This is a genomic window from Phenylobacterium sp., assembly GCF_013911965.1.
In the GTDB taxonomy this organism is placed as follows: Bacteria; Pseudomonadota; Alphaproteobacteria; order Caulobacterales; family Caulobacteraceae; genus Phenylobacterium.
The window spans coordinates 15,449-31,335 of record NZ_JACESE010000013.1; the positions used below are offsets into that span (position 1 = coordinate 15,449).

The following is a 15,887-nucleotide window of genomic DNA, read 5'->3' on the forward strand; positions in this document are numbered from 1 at the left end:
CGCGCCCTTCCCCTGCCCGGGCGTTCGAACCGCCGGCCAGGCCCGAACCAGATGAGCGACCCGTCATGACACGCAGACCCCCGATTTCCCGCGGCGCCGGCCGTCCGGCGCAGAAGGGCCCCAGCCAGCGCCAGCTGCGCGCCGGCGAACTGGTGCGCCACGCCCTGGTGGAGATCCTGCGCGAGGAGGAGCTGGACGACCCGGCCCTCTACGGCGTGCCGGTGACCATCACCGAGGTGCGCGTCAGCCCCGACCTCAGCCACGCCACCTGCTTCATCCAGCCGCTGGGCGGCGAGAACGCCGAGGCGGTGACCGCGGCCATGAACCGCGCCTCGCGCTTCCTGCGCGGCAAGCTCGGCCGGATGATCGACCTGCGCGTGACGCCGGACCTGAAGTTCCGCCACGACGAGACCTTCGACGCCGCCGAGAAGATGAACCGCCTGTTCGACGACCCCAAGGTCCGCCAGGACCTCGACCGGCCGGACGGCGACGCCCCCGACTCCGGCGACGAGGACTGACCCGTGGGTCGGCGGCGCAAGGGCGAGGCGGTGTCCGGATGGATCTGCCTGGACAAGCCCTATGACCTGACCTCCACCCAGGCCGTCAGCCGGGTGCGCAGGATCTTCAACGCCCAGAAGGCGGGCCACGCCGGCACGCTCGACCCCCTGGCCACCGGCGTCCTGCCCATCGCATTGGGCGAGGCGACCAAGACGGTCGCCTTCATGGTCGACGCCGACAAGTCCTACAGGTTCACCATCGCCTGGGGGACCTCGACCACCACCCTCGACCGCGAGGGCGAGGTGACCGGCCGCTCCGACGTGCGCCCGACGCCCGACCAGGTGAAGGCGGTGCTCCACGAGTTCGAGGGCGAGGTGATGCAGGTCCCGCCCGCCTACTCGGCCATCAAGGTGGACGGCGAGCGCGCCTACGACCTGGCCCGCGCCGGCGAGGCGGTGGAGCTTTCCGCCCGCCCCGTCCTGATCCACGGCCTGGCGGTGGGCGAGGCCCCCGACGCCGACCACGTCGAAATCCACATGGACTGCGGCAAGGGCGCCTATGTGCGCGCCGTCGTCCGCGACCTGGCCGCCCGGCTCGGCGCCGAGGCCCACGTCAGCGAGCTTCGCCGCACGCGCGTGGGGCCGTTCACCGAAGCCTCGGCGATCGGACTGGATTTGCTGGAGGATTTGGGGCATAAGGCCCGCCAGTCGGAGGCCCTGCTTCCGGTCGAGACCGCGCTGGACGACATCCCGGCGCTGGCCGTGACCGACGAAGACGCCTTCCGGCTCAAGCAGGGACGGTCGATCGTTCTCGTTCCCCGACAGGTCGAAAGCTTGAGAGCCGGGCTCGCGCCGGGCTCTCGAACCGTTTCGGCCATGTGCGGCGGCGTGATGGTGGCCCTCTGCGAGATGCGCGCCGGCAGGCTCGAGCCGTCGCGGGTCTTTCACCTCGACTAGAGCGGAGACAACCCGATGTCGATCACGGCCGACCGCAAGGCGGAAATCATCAAGTCGCACGCCCGTGGCGAAGGCGACACCGGAAGCGCCGAAGTGCAGGTGGCGATCCTGACCGAACGGATCATCAACCTCACCGAGCACTTCAAGACGCACAAGAAGGACAACCACTCGCGCCGGGGCCTGCTCAAGCTCGTCTCCCAGCGCCGGTCGCTCCTCGACCACCTGAAGAAGTCCGACCAGGGCCGCTATCAGGCGCTCATCGAGGTCCTCGGCCTGCGCCGCTAAGGGCCTTCATCCCCGCCCCCGCCTTGCGCGGGGGCGTTGCATATGGGGCCCTGGCTCTTAAGGTCCCCGTTGCGCCGCCCCGTGCGGCGCGCCATCTAACGATCGCCGCCCGTCCGAAACAGGCCGAGACGGGCAAGACGGCGGTCCGGGGCGCTCGCCCCAAGACGTACGCCGAGGGTTCAGACGAAATCCTCGATCCGCCTGTTCACCTGGAGAGGATTTCGGAAGTCCGACGCCCTGTCCGCCCCCGCGAGGAATTCGCCCGCGGGATCTGAAAGAAGAAAATCATGTTCGACATCAAACGTAAGACGATCGAGTGGGGCGGTAAGACGCTGACGCTCGAAACCGGCCGCATGGCCCGTCAGGCCGACGGCGCCGTGCTCGCCACCTATGGCGAGACCGTGGTGCTGGCCACCGCCGTCTACGCCAAGAGCGCCAAGCCGGGTCAGGACTTCTTCCCCCTGACCGTCAACTATCAGGAGAAGACCTACGCCGCGGGCAAGATCCCCGGCGGCTTCTTCAAGCGCGAAGGCCGGCCCTCGGAAAAGGAGACCCTGGTCTCCCGCCTGATCGACCGTCCGATCCGCCCGCTGTTCGTCAAGGGCTTCAAGAACGAAGTCCAGGTGGTCATCAACGTCCTGGCCCACGACCTGGAGAACGATCCCGACATCGTCGCCATGGTCGCCTCCTCGGCCGCCCTGGTCATCTCCGGCGCCCCCTTCATGGGTCCGATCGGCGCCGCCCGCGTCGGCTTCATCGACGGTGAGTACGTGCTCAACCCGACGCTGGAGCAGATGAAGGAGACGAAGATGGACCTCGTCGTCGCCGGCACGGCCGACGCGGTCATGATGGTGGAGTCCGAGATCCAGGAGCTCACCGAAGAGCAGGTCCTGGGCGGCGTGACCTTCGCCCACAAGGAAATGCAGCCGGTGATCGAGGCGATCATCGAGCTGGCCGAGCATTCCGCCAAGGAGCCCTTCGAGTTCGAACCGGAGGACACCGACGCGCTGAAGGCCAAGATGAAGGACCTGGTCGGCGCCGACATCGCCGCCGCCTACAAGATCACCAAGAAGCAGGACCGCTACGAGGCGATCGGCCAGGCCAAGGCCAAGGCCCTGGACGCCATGGCCAAGTCCGAGGCCAATCCGGACGGCGCCGACGCCCAGAAGCTGGCCGGCGTGTTCAAGGAGCTGGAAGCCGACGTCGTCCGGCGCGGCATTCTCGACACCGGCCTGCGCATCGACGGCCGCACGGTCGACACGGTCCGCCCGATCGTGTCCGAAGTGGGCGTGCTGCCCCGGGCCCACGGCTCGGCGCTGTTCACCCGTGGCGAGACCCAGGCCCTGGTGGTCGCCACCCTGGGCACCGGCGACGACGAGCAGTTCATCGACGCCCTGGAAGGGACCTACAAGGAGAAGTTCCTTCTCCACTACAACTTCCCTCCCTTCAGCGTCGGGGAAGCCGGCCGCATGGGCTCGCCCGGCCGCCGGGAGATCGGCCACGGCAAGCTCGCCTGGCGCGCCATGCGCCCGATGCTGCCGCCGACCGAGGAGTTCCCCTACACCATCCGTCTGGTCTCCGAGATCCTGGAGTCCAACGGCTCCTCCTCCATGGCCACGGTCTGCGGCGCTTCGCTGGCCCTGATGGATGCGGGCGTGCCCCTGAAGAAGCCGGTCTCCGGCATCGCCATGGGCCTGATCCTGGAATCCGACGGCTTCGCGGTCCTGTCCGACATCCTGGGTGACGAAGACCACCTGGGCGACATGGACTTCAAGGTCGCCGGCACCGCCGACGGCATCACCTCGCTGCAGATGGACATCAAGATCGCCGGCATCACCGAGGCGATCATGAAGCAGGCGCTGGAGCAGGCGAAGGCCGGCCGCCAGCACATCCTGGGCGAGATGAAGAAGGCCATGGACGCGCCGCGCACCGAGCTCGGCGAGTTCGCGCCCAAGATCGAGACCATCAAGATCGCGGTCGACAAGATCCGCGAAGTGATCGGCTCGGGCGGCAAGGTGATCCGCGAGATCGTCGCCGAGACCGGCGCCAAGGTCGACATCTCCGACGACGGCACGATCAAGATCGCCGCCCCGGAACAGTCGAAGATCGACGCCGCGCGCGACTGGATCCGCTCCATCGCCTCGGAGCCGGAAGTCGGCGCCATCTACACCGGCAAGGTGGTCAAGGTGGTCGACTTCGGCGCCTTCGTGAACTTCTTCGGCGCCAAGGACGGCCTGGTTCACGTCAGCCAGATCTCCAACGAGCGCGTGGGCAAGGTCTCCGACGTCCTGACCGAAGGCCAGGAAGTGAAGGTCAAGCTCCTGGGCTTCGACGATCGCGGCAAGACCCGCCTGTCCATGAAGGTCGTCGACCAGCAGACCGGCGAGGACCTGTCCAAGAAGGAAGAGGCCGAGGCCGAAGCCTAAGGGCCTCGCCTCACCTCCGAACGGTCAGGGGCGGCTGCGGCGACGCAGCCGCCCTTTTTCGTGGACGTCGCAGGCGCCTTGGCCTAGAAGCCGCGGCTCGAAGGGTCCGCAGTTCACCCAGGCGTCACCGCCCCGCTTGTCGGGGAGCTAAACCTGCCTTGATCTTCCAGCCGCCGCGCTTGTCCTTATGCAGCGCTCGGGTCGAAAGCCGGTGACCACGACGCCCCCCTTGCGGGGTCCTCGAGCGCCCGAGAGGATCAAGTCATGCCGCGAACGGCCCTGCCCTACGCCACGCCCGACATCTCCGCGCTCGCGCGCTTCCTGCGCGACCAGCTCGCCGCCCGCGCCACGCCGCCCGGTCATGTGGAGATGCTGAACCTGCTCGCCCGCGCCGCCGGCGCGCGCAACTTCCAGCACTTCCGCACGCTGGCCGAGCCGACAGCCGCGGCGCCTTCGGCCAGCCCGAACGAGCTCGAGCGGGTCGAGCGCCTGGCCCGCCAGTTCGACGCCCAGGGCCGCCTCGTCCAGTGGCCCGCCAAGCCCTCGCAGCAGGCGCTCGCGCTCTGGGCCTTCTGGGCCCGCATGCCGAGCGGCGAGAGCTTCACCGAACAGGCGATGAACACCTTCCTGAACGGCCTGCACCGCTTCGGCGACCCCGCCATCCTGCGACGGTCCCTGGTCAGCGCCGGCCTCGTCTCGCGCACCCTCGACTGCCGCGACTACCGCCGCATCGAACGCCAGCCGCCGCCGGAGGCCCTGGCCCTCATCCGGCGGCTGGGGCGAGGGCGGACGGCGCCCTGACGTCCGCCCGAAACGCGAAAGGCCCGCCGGAACTGGCGGGCCTTCTGGCTTGCCGGGCCACGCCGGCCTGACCTCCGTGGAGGCGTCGGTCAGCCGCGCAGCTTGCGCAGCAGGACGTCGAGGTCGCGGGCGAGGTTCGGGTCCTCGGCCTTCAGGGACTCGATACGGCGCACCGCATGCAGCACCGTCGTGTGGTCGCGCCCGCCGAAGCGGCGGCCGATGTCGGGCAGGGAGCGGGTGGTGATCTGCTTGGCGATCCACATGGCCGTCTGGCGGGGCCGGGCCACGGCGCGGGCGCGGCGTTCCGACAGGAGGTCGGCCTGCTTCAGCCCATAGTGCTCGGCCACCACCTTCTGGATCTGGTCGACCGTCACCCGGCGTTCCGGGGCGGCCAGGTGGGGCCGCAGGATGGCCTGGGCCTCGTCCAGGGTCAGGTGCGCCACCTCGGCGCCCACACGGGCCACCAGGGTGTTCAGGGCGCCCTCCAGCTCGCGCACGCTGTCGGTGAAGCGGTCGGCGAGGAACTGCAGCACCTCGGGCCGGGCCGCCGGCGTGAAGCCCCCCTGGCGGGCCAGCACGGCCAGCTTGCGCTCCAGGATGCCCATCCGCAGGTCCCGGTCGGCCGGCTCGATGCCGCAGACGAGGCCGGCCTGCAGGTGCGAACGCAGCCGCGGCTCCAGGTCCGACAGTTCGTGCGGCGGCCGGTCGGCCGTCATCACCACCCGGCGGCCGTCCTGGACCAGGGAGATCAGGGTGTGGAACAGCTCCTCCTGCGTCGAGGCCTTGCCGGCGACGAAATGGACGTCGTCGATCAGCAGCAGGTCGGCGTCGCGCAGCTCGTCCTTGAAGGCCGCCGTCTGGCGGTCCTGCACGGCCTTGACGAAGGTCTGGGTGAACTTCTCGGCGGTCAGATAGACCACCTTCTTCTCCGGCGCCGTGCGCATGGCCTCCCAGCCGAGCGCGTTCAGAAGGTGGGTCTTCCCGAAGCCGTAGGGCCCGTGGAAGACCACCGGGTTGAAGTGGCCGTCGGCCCAGGCGCCGACCCGCTTGGCCACGGCGAAGGCGAACTCATTGGCCGGGCCGGGCACGAAGTTGTCGAAGGCGAAGCGCTCCTGCAGACCGCTCGGACGCGCCGGACGGGCGGGCGCAGCGGCGGCCGACGGGGCCAGGTTCTCCAGGACCGTCAGGACCGGCGCAGGCGGCGCGTTGGCGGCGGGCGGCGGCGCGGTCTCGGCCGGGGCCAGGGCCTCGAACTCCATCTTGGACTTCAGGTCCAGAGCCCGGCCCTGCGGATCGTTCTCAGCCCACAGCTCGCCGATGCGGCGCCAGGCGTGGCGGCGGATCCAGTCGCGGGCGACGCCCGTGGCGGCCACCAGACAGACTTCGCGCTCCGACCGCTCGCGCAGAGCGGCATGTCCCAGCCAGGACCCGAACGTGGCCTCGCCCAGTTCGCGTTTCAGCGTCTGGCAAGCCTTCGCCCAGACCGCGATCGCCGGCGTGTCCGCCGCCCTGTCTGCAAGACCTCCCGAAGCCATACCGACACAACCCCCAGATCTTCCGTCACCTCAGATCGAGACCCCACGCCTCGACCCCCTAATTCAACAAACACAGAGGCTTATCCGGCGAGCGCATAGACTCCCGCCGCCGATTTTTCATCCGAACTCGAATGGAAATACGTGTGTGTTGAAGGTCCAGAGACTAGCCAGGGGCGGGGGGGGGTCAACGGTGATTCTTCGCGCCGTCCGCGGATATTTTCGTTGACTCATCGGCGGGCCCTCGCGCCACAAGGGAATTGCCAAAACACCGCTCCGTTAACTGAGAAGTTTGGTCGCAGGCGCCGCAGGGCCAAGCTTTCGCCACGAAAAAGCCCGCAGCCTCAAGAGGCATGCGGGCTTTCCCGAAAGCTGATTAGATTCAATGCGTCAGACGGTCACTGCCGCCTTAAGCTCAAGCTTTAGGCAGCGGCGAGCTTCTTCAGCTGAGCGTTCAGCCGCGAGACCTTCCGAGAGGCCGTGTTCTTGTGGATCACGCCCTTGGTCACCGCCCGCATCACCTCCGACTGCGCCTCCACGAAGGCCGTCTTGGCGGCGGCCGCATCGCCGGCGGCGACGGCCTCCTCGAAGCGGCGCAGATAGGTGCGCACGCGCGAACGACGGGCTTTGTTGACTTCGGTGCGGCGGGCGATCTTGCGGATCGCCTTCTTGGCGCCGGGCGTGTTGGCCATAGGACAGCTCTCGAAAAGTGTCGCGCCCGAGCACGGGCCCGGGCGTTGAAAATCGGAGGCGCGGATATACGGGATGCGACAGCCCGGGTCAATGCCGGCCCCGCGCTTCGTCTCCCCGTTCAATCCTGGCCGATGAAGCGCCGCCAGGCGGGATGGGCGGCGATCAGGTCCGCCATCAGCTGATAGCCGCCCGCCCCCGGATGGGCGCCGTCGCCGGCCCGGGCCTCGGCCAGCCAGGTCCCGCTCACCGCCAGCGGGCGCAGGACGTCGAGATAGGGGACCTTGAGGCGGGCGCAGAGCGTCTTGAACGCCTCGTTGAGGGCCTCCAGCCGCGCCGCCAGGGCCGGCTCCTCGGCGGGGGGCGGACCGACCATCAGCACCGGCGCCAGCCGGGCGCCCTGCGTCAGGAGCAGATGGGCGGTCTTCAGGCTCTCGGCCGGCGAAAGCCGCGATCCCCCGCCCCCAGCGGCGTTGGCGTCGTTGCGGCCGAAGGAGAAGACGATCCCGCAGGGTTCGGCCTCCGTCAGCCTCGCCTGCGCCTCGGCGGCCCAGCGGCGGGCGATGTCGGCGCTGGCCTCGCCCCGGACGCCGAGGTTGTAGACGGTCACCTCCGGCCGCCCGGCCAGGGCCCGGCCCAGCCAGCCCTGGTGGTCCGGATCGCCGACGCCGGCGACGAAGGAGTCGCCGAAGGCGAGGATGCGCATGCTAGCGGCCCTTGAACGCCGGCTTCCGCTTCTCGACGAAGGCGGCCATGCCTTCCTTCTGGTCCTCGAAGGCGAAGAGGGAGTGGAAGAGCCGGCGCTCCACCGCCACGCCGGCGGCGAGCGTGGTCTCGTAGGCGGTCTCCGCCAGCTCCTTGTTCATCATCACCGCCAGCGGCGACTGGCCGGCGATCTTGGCGGCGACGGCCAGGGCCTCCTCCACCAGCTTGTCGGCGGCCACGATGCGGGAGACGAGGCCCGCCCGCTCGGCCTCCTCGGCGTCCATCATCCGGCCGGTCAGGATCATCTCCATGGCCTTGGACTTGCCGACGAAGCGGGTCAGGCGCTGGGTGCCGCCGATGCCGGGCGCCACGCCCAGATTGATCTCCGGCTGGCCGAACCTGGCCGTGTCGGCGGCCAGGATGAAGTCGCACATCATGGCGAGCTCACAGCCGCCGCCCAGCGCGAAGCCGGCCACGGCGGCGATGATCGGCTTGCGGCACTGCTCGATCGCCCGCGCGCCGCGGGTGAAGGTGTCGGCGGCGAACATGTCCGCATAGGACTTGTCGGCCATCTCCTTGATGTCGGCGCCGGCGGCGAAGGCGCGTTCCGAGCCGGTGAGCACCAGGCAGCGCACCGCCTCGTCCGCCTCGGCCGCGGCGACGGCGGCGGCCAGCTCGTCCAGCAGGGCGGCGTTGAGCGCATTCAGCGCCTGGGGCCGGTTCAGGCGGATCAGGGTGACCGGCCCGTGGGCCTCGACGATCAGGGTCTCGTAGCTCGGGGCGGACATGGGGCGGCCTCCTTTGCGCGTGTGCCCTTCGCGCTTAAGGCCCCTCGACCGCATAGCCAAGGGCGCGCAACCGTTCGGGCAGCCCGTCGGGACCGATCAGATGGCCGACGCCGACCACCACCACGGTCGTCCCGCGCCCGTCCAGACGGGCCGTCAGCGGCTCCATCCAGGCCATGTTCCGGGCCACCACCATGCGCTGGTAGATGCCGGGCGCGGCCTCGCGCAGGGGATCGAGGGCCTCGTCCTCCAGGGTCGCCACGTCGCCCGCCATCCAGGCGGCCACGAGGCGATCGAACTGCTCCGGATCGGTCTCGAGCTGCTCGAGGGACTCCTCGAGGCTCGCCACCTGCTCCTCCAGGGGGGCGGCGGCGAACATGGCGATCTGCTCTTCGGCCGTCTCGAAGGCGCGCCGCGCCACGTCCGGGGGCGCCGTAAGGCTGATCTGGCGCTCCACCCCCTGGTCGGTGGTCGCACCGGCGCGGCCGAAGGCGAGGGTCGCCAGCATGACCTCGGCGAGCCACGGCTTGACGCCCGCCAGCAGCTGCGGCGGGGCGCCATAGAGGGCGCCGACCCGCGCCAGCCGCTCACGCCCCTCGACCGAAAGCAGGTCCGGGAGGGACTCGCCCGCCGGCAGCCGGCCCAGCCGCAGAGCCGCCGCGGCCCCCTGGGCCTCGGAGGCGGCGTCCACGGGCAGTTCGAACCAGAGGTCGTCGGCCTGGGCCAGCCCCGCCTCCAGCGCGTCCGGCCGCCAGTCGAGGCCCGGCGGCAGGAGATGCACCGAGCCGAAGAGGATCATCTCGGAATCGGCGTCGCGCACCGTCCAGACCGGCGGCTCGGCCCGCGCCGGCTCGCAGGCGGCCGTGAGGCCCACGGCGAGCAGGAGGGCGATCATGGACCTGCGGCGCATGCTCACCTCTGGCAGACGGGACAGTAGAAGGTGGAACGGCCGGCCTGGACCGTGCGGGCGATGGTTCCGCCGCAGCCGGGGTTGAGGCAGGGCTCGCCCTCGCGGCCATAGGCGCGGAAGCTGTGCTGGAAGTAGCCCAGCGCGCCGTCCGCCGAGGCGTAGTCGCGCAAGGTCGAGCCGCCCGCGGCGATCGCCTCGGCCAGCACCTCGCGCACGGCCTGGACGAGGCGCGCCAGCCGCTCGCGGCCGATCCGGCCCGCCGGCCGGTTTGGGGAGATCCGCGCCCGGTTCAGCGCCTCGCACACATAGATGTTGCCCAGGCCCGCCACGATCCTCTGGTCCAGCAGCAGGGTCTTGGGCCCCTGGCGACGGCCTTCGAAGGCGCGCGCCAGGTGGGCGGCGTCGAAATCGGCCGAGAGGGGTTCGGGCCCCATGCCGGCGAACCACGGATGCTCGGCGAGGGCGTCGGTCTCCGCCAGCCCCATGAAGCCGAACCGCCGGGGGTCGTAATAGGTGACGCGCCCGCCGGCCTCGGTCTCGAACACCACATGGGCGTGGCGGGGGTCGGGATCGGCGGCGTAGACGAACTGGCCGGGCCGGGCGGAACCTTCGGGCCTGGCGATCTCAAACCGGCCGGTCATGCCCAGGTGCATGACCAGCGTGTCGCCCCGGTCGGTGGGCAGCAGCAGGTACTTGGCCCGCCGGGCGAGGTTGCCGGCCCTGGCGCCGGTCAGGCGCTGGACGAAGTCGGGCGGAAAGGGAAAGCGCAGGTCGGGCCGGCGCGCCTCGACCCGGGTCAGCCTCTGGCCGTCCAGGACCGGCGAAAGGCCCCGGCGGACAGTCTCGACCTCGGGAAGTTCGGGCATGCCGCTTCGATTGGCAGACGAAGGGGCCAAGATCAACTTGCGTCACGAGCCCGCGCCTGCGCTGGCGCCGCCGCGCGCGGGGGGCTAAGAGCGAGCCATGACCGGACCTGCCGCCACCTTCGGATTCCGCGACGTCGCGGCCGACGAGAAGCCGCGACTGGTGCGCGGCGTCTTCGACCGCGTCGCCCGCCGCTACGACCTGATGAACGACCTGATGAGCGGGGGCGTCCACCGGCTGTGGAAGGACGCCGTCGCCGCACGCCTCAACCCGCAGCCCGGCGAGGTGATCATCGACTGCGCCGGCGGCACCGGCGACATGTCCCGCCGCTTCGCGAAGATGGCCCGGCGCGCCCAGGCGCGCCGCGGCGGACCGGACGCGAAGATCTTCCTGATCGACTACAACGCCGAGATGATCACGGCCGGGCGCGAGAAGGGCTCCGAGCCGGAGATCTGCTGGAGCGTCGGCGACGCCCAGCGCCTGCCGCTGCCGGACGCCTGCGCCGACGCCTATGTCATCGCCTTCGGCATCCGCAACGTCACCGACGTCTCCGCGGCCCTGCGCGAGGCCCGGCGCGTGCTGAAGCCGGGCGGCCGGTTCCTCTGCCTGGAGTTCTCGAAGCCTGTCACGGAGCCCCTGCAGAAGGCCTATGACGCCTATTCCTTCAAGGTCATCCCGCAGGTCGGCGAGTGGGTGGCCAAGGACCGCGAGTCCTATCAGTACCTGGTGGAGAGCATCCGCCGCTTCCCCGACCAGCAGACCTTCGCCCAGATGATGCGCGAAGCGGGCCTTTCCCGCGTGAGCGTCACCAACTTCACCGGCGGCGTGGCGGCCCTGCACCAGGGCTGGGCCATCTGAGCATGGCGCGACCGGCCGCCTATGGACGCCTGCTGGCCGCCGCCTGGACGCTCGCGCGCCACGACGCCCTGCTGCCGGCCGAGTACGAGACCCACTATCCCCCGCCGATCCGCGACCTTTCCCGGGCCGTCCGCCTGCTGGGCGGCCGCCAGGCGCGGGAGGGCCGGCCGGGCGAGCGCCTGGCCGCCGCCCTGGTCACGCTGGGACCCGTGGCGATCAAGCTCGGCCAGCTCCTCTCGACCCGCGCCGACATCTTCGGCGCCCAGTTCGCAGAGGACCTCGCCCGGCTGAAGGACAAGCTGCCGCCCTTTCCCATGGAGAAGGCGCGGGCCCAGGTGGAGACCTCGCTCGACCGGCCGGTGGAGAGTCTGTTCGCCCAGTTCGGCGAGCCGGTGGCCGCCGCCTCCCTCGCCCAGGCCCACGACGCGCGCCTGCACGACGGGCGCCGCGTGGCGGTCAAGGTGCTGCGGCCGGACATCGGCTACCGCGTGGCCCAGGATTCCGCCGCCCTGGAGCTGGCCGCCCGCCTGGTCGCCCGCTTCGTGCCCGCCGCCCGCCGGCTCGAACCCCGCGCCTTCGCCCAGACGGTGATCCGCGCCACCGAGCTCGAGCTCGACCTGCGCCTGGAGGCCGCCGGCGCCGACGAGCTGGGCGAGGTCATGGCCCGCGACGGCTACATGTTCGCGCCCAAGGTCATCTGGGAGGGCGTGGGCAAGCGCGTGCTCACCCTGGAATGGGCGCGCGGCGCGCCGCTTTCCGATCCCGCCACGCTCGACCTGCCCGATCTCGACCGGCCGGCGCTGGCCTCCACCCTCATCCGGGCCTTCCTGTCCCAGGCGCTGGACCATGGCGTCTTCCACGCCGATCTGCACGAGGGGAACCTGTTCGTCGAGGCGCCGGCGCGCATCACGGCCGTGGACTTCGGCATTCTCGGCCGCCTCGGTCCGGACGAACGCCGCTATCTCGCCGAGATCCTCTACGGCTTCCTGGAGCGGGACTACGCCAAGGTGGCGGAAGTTCACTTCCGCGCCGGCTATGTGCCGCCCCACCACGACAAGGCCGCCTTCGCCCAGGCTCTGCGCGCGGTCGGCGAGCCGGTCTTCGGCCGGGCGGCCAGCCAGGTCTCCATGAGCCGGGTCCTGATCCAGCTCTTCGAGATCACCGCCCTCTTCGACATGCACCTGCGGCCGGAGCTGGTGCTCCTGCAGAAGACCATGATGACCGTGGAGGGCGTGGCCCGCCGCATCGACCCGGACCACGACATCTGGGCCGCGGCCGATCCCGTCGTGCGTCGCTGGATCCTGCGCGAGCTGGCGCCGCCGGCCGAGGTCAAGCGGCTGGCCGGCGAGGCCGTGGAGGTCCTGCACGGGCTGAAGCGGCGGCTGCAGGAGCCCGACCGGCCGGTCGCCATTGTCGAGACGGTCGAGCCCGACCGCAGCTGGGTGTGGTTCGTGATCGGCGCGGCCACGGCGGGCGCCGCCTTCCTGGCGGGCGCCCTCTTCTGAGGCGAGAGGCCTAGGCCTGGCCGACCGGGCCCGCCTCGCCCTGGGCCTTGCGGGCGGCATAGACGCCGGCGAAGTCGATCGGGTCGAGCAGGAAGGGCGGGAAACCGCCGTCCGAGGTCACCGCCCCGATCACCTGCCGGGCGAAGGGGAAGAGGAAGCGCGGGCACTCGATCAGCAGCACCGGCTCCAGGTCCTCCTGGGCGACGCCGTTGATCTGGAAGACGCCGCCATAGACCAGCTCCACGTGGAAGACCGGGCCGTCCTCGCGGGCCGCGCGGGCCGAGAGCTTCAGGTCCACCTCGAACAGGCCGTCTTCACGCCCGCGAGCGTTCATCTCCACGCCCAGGTCGATCTGCGGCTGCGGGCCGCCGGCGCGCAGCGCCTCGGGCGCCCGGGGGTTCTCGAACGACAGGTCGCGGATGAACTGCGCCAGGATGCGCACCCCCGGGCCGCTGTCCTGCGCGCCATTGCCTTGCGCGCCGTTGCCCTGAGCGGGTTGGGATGCCGCGTCGGTGTCGGTCATGAAGCCTGTCCGTTCTGGAAAAAAACCTTGAGGGCGGACCGGCTCGAAATGGTCCGCCAGGAGCGGCAGGGGCCACCCTTTTCTGGCGCGGGCTGCTAACATGGCCCCCACAGGGATGCAACGTCGGTCCTGACGGCGGCGTTCTTGGCCACTATATAGGGCGTTACGGGCGCGAGCCCCACCACGCCAGAAACCGACGAGATAGCTGTTGCCCCTACTGGAGCTGATCATCTTCGCCGCCCTCGCGGCCATCGTCCTCTACCAGCTCTACTCGGTGCTGGGTCGCCGGGTCGGCCGCCAGCCCGAGGACCAGCCGCAGCCGGAGACGGCGCCGGCCCAGGTGCGCGCGCCTGAGCGCAATCCCGCCGAACAGGCCGAGGAGGGCGTGGCCCTGACCGGCGTCGCGGCCATTCGCGCGCGAGACCCGGCCTTCGACCTCTCGCACTTCCTGCACGGCGCCAAGTCCGCCTACGAGATGATCGTGCGCGCCTTCGCCGAGGGCGACCGCACGACCCTGCGCAACCTGCTGTCGGACGAGGTCTACAGCTCCTTCGACAGCGCGCTGTCGGCCCGCGAGGCCGAGGGGCGCAGCGAGCAGGTGGAGTTCCTGCATCCGCCGCGCGCGGACATGGACCGGGCGCAGCTCGACGGGGACCGCGCCCGCATCACGGTGCGCTTCCTGGCCGAGATCCGCAGCCGGACCAAGGACGCCAGCGGCGAGGCCGTCGACGATCGCCGCACCGCCGAGCTCTGGACGTTCGAGCGCAGCCTCAAGGCGCGGGACCCCAACTGGACCCTGGTTCACGTGGCCGCCGCGGAGGCTTAAGTCGTGTCCCTGCGTGCGTGCGGCGCCCTGGCCGGCGCCCTTCTCGTGTCGGCCTGCGCCACCGCGCGCACGCCTGTCGAACCTCCGCCCCAGACGCCCCCCGAGCCCGGCCGGCCGCCCGCCGAAGCGCCGGTTCCTCCGCCCATGGCGGCGGAGTTCCGGGATCTGCGCGGCTGGGCCCAGGCCGATCACGTCGCAGCCTTCGCCGCCTATCGCGCCACCTGCCATGTGGCCAAGGGACCGGCCGAGGCCGAGGTCTGCCGCCGCGCCCGCGCCCTGCCCGATCCCGGCGATGCGGCGGCCCGCGCCTTCTTCGAGGCCAATTTCCGGCCCCAGCCGATGGCGGGCGAAGGCGTGCTGACCGCCTATTACGCTCCGGAGTACGAGGCGCGCCGCAAGCCCGATGCGGAGTTCAGCGCGCCCGTCCGGCCCAAGCCGGCCAACCACGCCGCCCTGTCCGGCCGCGCCGACCGCGCGGCGATCGAGGCGACGCCGGCCCCCGATGCGCTCGCCTGGATGCGTCCGGAAGAGCTCTTCTTCCTGCAGGTCCAGGGCTCGGGCGTCCTCACCTTCCCGGATGGCGAGCGGGTCAAGGCGCTCTACGCCGCCCATAACGACCTGCCCTTCGCCGGCATCGCCAATCCGATGCGCGACCGCGGCCTCCTGGCGGCCGACAACACCTCGGGCGAGGCGATCCGCGCCTGGCTGGCCGAACGCCGCGGGGCCGAGGCCGACGCCATCATGCGGCTGAACCCCCGATACGTCTGGTTCCGGCTGGAGCCTGACGACGGCCGTCAGCCGGTCGGAGCCGCCGGCATTCCCCTGCCGCCGGAACACTCCATCGCCGTGGACCTCAGCCAGCACGCTCTGGGCTCGGTCTTCTGGATCGACGCCGAGGCGCCGATCCTCACCGGCGCCTTCCCCACCTATCGCCAGCTGGTGGTGGCGCTGGACACCGGCGGGGCGATCAAGGGGCCGGTCCGCGCCGACCTCTATCTGGGTTCCGGCCCCGCCGCCGGGGTCGAGGCCGGCCGCGTGCGGCACACCCTGCGCATGGTCCGCCTGGTTCCGCGGGTCGGTCCCGAACCCGCGGCGAGCCCCGCCGCGCCATGAAGCGTCCGCTCCGGCCCGAGGAGCACAGGCTCTGGTCGGTCGTGGCGGCCACCGTCCATCCTCTGCCCGGCCGCGCCACGCCAAGCGCCCCGGCGCCCGAGCCGCCGCCCGAGACGGAGCCGGGCCCGGCGCTGAGCGCGCCCGCACGCAAGGGCAAGGGGATGGTGAGCGGCGCGCCGGCCCACGCCCCGGCCGTCCCGCCCAAGCCGGGCATCGGTTCGGCCTGGCCGACGCCCGAACACATCGAGCCGAACCGCCGGCATCGCATCATCCGCGAGCGGGACCCGATCGCCGCCCGCCTGGACCTGCATGGCCTCGACTACGATCGCGCCCGCGCCGCAATGGAGAGCTTCCTGCGCCGGGCCTGGGACGAGGGCCACCGCAGCGTGCTGATCATCACCGGCAAGGGGTCCCGCGGCGGCGGGATTCTTCGCCGGGCCGCGCCGGAATGGCTGGCCGCCGCCCATCTGAAGCCCATCGTCGCCGGCGTCTCCGAGGCCCACCGGCGGCACGGCGGCGAGGGCGCCCTCTACGTGGCGCTGAAGCGCAAGCCGCGGGGCTGATCGCCCGGCTTGCGCGTTGAGGGGGGATGGCGCCAGAAGGTCCATCC

17 protein-coding genes are annotated in these 15,887 nt (G+C 71.1%); 10 read left to right on the plus strand and 7 right to left on the minus strand.

From position 1 onward, the window contains the following. Positions 1–65: 65 nt before the first annotated feature. From rbfA to H2041_RS13625, 5 genes are all read left to right on the plus strand, one after another. Positions 66–518 carry a 30S ribosome-binding factor RbfA gene (gene rbfA, locus H2041_RS13605; RefSeq protein WP_293413464.1) on the plus strand — a complete coding sequence of 151 codons (453 nt, stop codon included), beginning with the start codon at positions 66–68 and terminating at the stop codon, positions 516–518. A gap of 3 nt (positions 519–521) precedes the next feature. Next, positions 522–1,454 (plus strand): tRNA pseudouridine(55) synthase TruB, encoded by a 933-nt coding sequence (gene truB, locus H2041_RS13610; RefSeq protein WP_293413466.1) that lies wholly within the window; start codon positions 522–524, stop codon positions 1,452–1,454. A 15-nt stretch (positions 1,455–1,469) separates the two neighbouring features. Then, positions 1,470–1,739: a 30S ribosomal protein S15 gene (rpsO, locus tag H2041_RS13615; RefSeq protein WP_293413468.1), complete on the plus strand. Its 270-nt coding sequence runs from the start codon at positions 1,470–1,472 to the stop codon at positions 1,737–1,739. 287 nt (positions 1,740–2,026) lie between these two features. Beyond that, positions 2,027–4,165, plus strand: coding sequence for a polyribonucleotide nucleotidyltransferase (gene pnp / locus H2041_RS13620; RefSeq protein ID WP_293413469.1), 2,139 nt, complete (start codon positions 2,027–2,029; stop codon positions 4,163–4,165). A 264-nt stretch (positions 4,166–4,429) separates the two neighbouring features. Continuing rightward, the gene (locus H2041_RS13625; RefSeq protein ID WP_293413470.1) at positions 4,430–4,966 is read left to right on the plus strand and encodes a DUF2087 domain-containing protein; all 537 of its coding nucleotides are present in this window, start codon (positions 4,430–4,432) and stop codon (positions 4,964–4,966) included. An 89-nt stretch (positions 4,967–5,055) separates the two neighbouring features. Here H2041_RS13625 and dnaA read toward each other — a convergent pair whose 3' ends face one another. The 6 genes from dnaA to mutM form a co-directional block, all read right to left on the minus strand. Next, a complete protein-coding gene (gene dnaA / locus H2041_RS13630) occupies positions 5,056–6,501 on the minus strand; it encodes a chromosomal replication initiator protein DnaA (protein WP_293413472.1) in 1,446 nt (481 codons plus the stop codon). A gap of 419 nt (positions 6,502–6,920) precedes the next feature. Then, on the minus strand, positions 6,921–7,190 hold the full coding sequence (gene rpsT, locus H2041_RS13635) for a 30S ribosomal protein S20 (protein ID WP_293413474.1): 270 nt from the start codon (positions 7,188–7,190) through the stop codon (positions 6,921–6,923). A gap of 119 nt (positions 7,191–7,309) precedes the next feature. Beyond that, the gene (locus H2041_RS13640) at positions 7,310–7,894 is read right to left on the minus strand and encodes a GDSL-type esterase/lipase family protein (protein WP_293413476.1); all 585 of its coding nucleotides are present in this window, start codon (positions 7,892–7,894) and stop codon (positions 7,310–7,312) included. A 1-nt stretch (position 7,895) separates the two neighbouring features. Further along, positions 7,896–8,681, minus strand: coding sequence for an enoyl-CoA hydratase (locus tag H2041_RS13645; RefSeq protein ID WP_293413478.1), 786 nt, complete (start codon positions 8,679–8,681; stop codon positions 7,896–7,898). Between the two features lie 34 nt (positions 8,682–8,715). Next, positions 8,716–9,588, minus strand: a complete 873-nt coding sequence (locus H2041_RS13650) for a TraB/GumN family protein (RefSeq protein ID WP_293413480.1) — start codon at positions 9,586–9,588, stop codon at positions 8,716–8,718. 2 nt (positions 9,589–9,590) lie between these two features. After that, complete coding sequence (mutM, locus tag H2041_RS13655; protein ID WP_293413482.1) at positions 9,591–10,454, minus strand: bifunctional DNA-formamidopyrimidine glycosylase/DNA-(apurinic or apyrimidinic site) lyase; 864 nt, start codon at positions 10,452–10,454, stop codon at positions 9,591–9,593. 97 nt (positions 10,455–10,551) lie between these two features. Between mutM and H2041_RS13660 the strand changes: the two genes are divergently transcribed. Beyond that, the gene (locus H2041_RS13660; protein ID WP_293413483.1) at positions 10,552–11,310 is read left to right on the plus strand and encodes a class I SAM-dependent methyltransferase; all 759 of its coding nucleotides are present in this window, start codon (positions 10,552–10,554) and stop codon (positions 11,308–11,310) included. Positions 11,311–11,312: 2 nt separating this feature from the next. Beyond that, complete coding sequence (ubiB, locus tag H2041_RS13665; RefSeq protein WP_293413485.1) at positions 11,313–12,815, plus strand: 2-polyprenylphenol 6-hydroxylase; 1,503 nt, start codon at positions 11,313–11,315, stop codon at positions 12,813–12,815. 10 nt (positions 12,816–12,825) lie between these two features. Here the strand turns inward: ubiB and secB are convergent, their stop codons facing one another. Then, complete coding sequence (gene secB, locus H2041_RS13670) at positions 12,826–13,338, minus strand: protein-export chaperone SecB (protein ID WP_293413487.1); 513 nt, start codon at positions 13,336–13,338, stop codon at positions 12,826–12,828. Between the two features lie 208 nt (positions 13,339–13,546). Between secB and timA the strand changes: the two genes are divergently transcribed. Genes timA through H2041_RS13685 form a run of 3 tightly spaced genes read left to right on the plus strand, consistent with a single transcriptional unit; the run spans position 13,547 to position 15,840 of the window. Continuing rightward, a complete protein-coding gene (timA, locus tag H2041_RS13675) occupies positions 13,547–14,164 on the plus strand; it encodes a TIM44-related membrane protein TimA (RefSeq protein WP_293413489.1) in 618 nt (205 codons plus the stop codon). Positions 14,165–14,167: 3 nt separating this feature from the next. After that, complete coding sequence (locus H2041_RS13680) at positions 14,168–15,277, plus strand: MltA domain-containing protein (protein WP_293413491.1); 1,110 nt, start codon at positions 14,168–14,170, stop codon at positions 15,275–15,277. After that, the gene (locus tag H2041_RS13685; protein ID WP_293413493.1) at positions 15,274–15,840 is read left to right on the plus strand and encodes a Smr/MutS family protein; all 567 of its coding nucleotides are present in this window, start codon (positions 15,274–15,276) and stop codon (positions 15,838–15,840) included. The genes H2041_RS13680 and H2041_RS13685 overlap by 4 nt, the downstream gene beginning before the upstream one ends. Positions 15,841–15,887 lie beyond the last annotated feature (47 nt).